The sequence below is a fragment of the Thauera terpenica 58Eu genome (assembly GCF_000443165.1).
Lineage (GTDB): Bacteria > Pseudomonadota > Gammaproteobacteria > Burkholderiales > Rhodocyclaceae > Thauera > Thauera terpenica.
Genome location: NZ_ATJV01000119.1, coordinates 1 through 1,479, shown reverse-complemented (window position 1 = coordinate 1,479; position 1,479 = coordinate 1). Strand labels below are relative to the sequence as shown.

The 1,479-nt window shown below is 65.7% G+C and carries 1 protein-coding gene; it reads left to right on the top strand.

What is annotated here, in order from left to right:
- The first annotated feature begins 117 nt into the window (after positions 1-117).
- Entirely contained in the window at positions 118-1,461 is a 1,344-nt protein-coding gene (locus tag M622_RS38495; protein ID WP_084520825.1) for an IS4 family transposase, read from the top strand.
- Positions 1,462-1,479: the final 18 nt, after the last annotated feature.

Sequence of the window (1,479 nt, the reverse complement as noted above, 5' to 3'; positions counted from 1 at the left end):
CCATTTCGTTATACACAACTCTGCCCGTTCAGTACGCCGACCGAAATAATCGTTGACCTTCAATGACTTACGAGAAGTACTTGTAAACCCTGCGAAAAACGCGTCTACTCTTGCAATTTGGGTGACCGGTTGGCAACGAAGAGCTGGGTGGCGGAGGAGTTTTCGGGGATGGCGCTGGGCGACGAGCGGCTCAATAAGCGGGCGAAGGTGTTGATGGAACGGTTGTCGGCCAAGCCGACGGCGAGCATTCCGATGGCGTGCCGGGGCTGGGGCGAGACGGTTGCCGCGTACCGCTTCTTGGGCAACGACGAGGTCGACTGGCAGGCGATTCTGGCGCCGCATTGGGCGCGTACCCGCGCGCGCATGCATGCCTATCCGGTGGTGCTGTGCCTGCAGGACACGACCGAGCTCGATTTCAACGGGCAGGGCATCGAGGGTCTGGGGCGACTGAACTATGAAGCGCGCCGCGGCATGTACCTGCACCCGACCTATGCGGTGACGGTCGAGCGCGAACCGTTGGGCGTGCTCGATGCGTGGATGTGGGCGCGCGAGGACGCCGATGCGCCAGGCGATCATGTCCGCATCAAGGAGAGTGCGCGCTGGACCGAAGGCTACGAGCGGGTGGCGGAGTTGGCCCAGGGGATGGCGGCCACCCGCCTGGTGTATGTCGCCGACCGCGAAGCGGATCTGCTGGAAATGATGCTGCGCGCCCAGACGCTGGGCACGCCGGCCGACTGGCTGGTGCGGGCCAAGCACAACCGCTGCCTGCCCGAGGGCGCGAAGCTGTGGTCGCACGCCTGCGCGGGCGAGCCGCTGGGCGAGATCGTGTTCACGATGGCCTCGCGGCACGGCCAGAGGGCGCGCCAGGTGCGTCAGCAGCTGTGGGCCCGACGGGTCAACCTGCCGGCGGGCAGGGCGGGCACGGTATCGGCCACCTGCATCGTGGCGCGCGAGATCGGTGCGCCGGCCGGCACCAAGCCGGTCGAGTGGCGGCTGCTCACCAACCGTGAGGCGCCGACCGCGGCTGACGTGGTCGAACTCATCGACTGGTATCGGGCGCGCTGGGAGATCGAGACCTTCTTTCATGTGGTCAAGAACGGCTGCCGCATCGAGGCCCTGCAACTGTCTGCCGTCGAGCGCCTGGAGCGCGCGATTGCCTTGTTCATGGTCGTGGCCTGGCGTATCGCCCACCTGATGCGCACGGGTCGAACCTGCCCCGATCTGGACGCGACACTCTTCTTCGAGCAAGACGAGATCCGCGGCGCGTATCTGCTCACCAAGAAGAAACCGCCCGCGACCCCGCCCACCGTCAACCAAGTGCTGCGGCTGATTGCCACCCTGGGCGGTTTCCTCGCTCGCAAGGGCGACGGCGAGCCGGGAGTGAAGACCATCTGGCTGGGCTTGCAGCGCGTCATGGATGCCGCCGCCACCATACAGGCGCTACGCGATGAGACGGCGTGAGTTGTGTATAACGACATG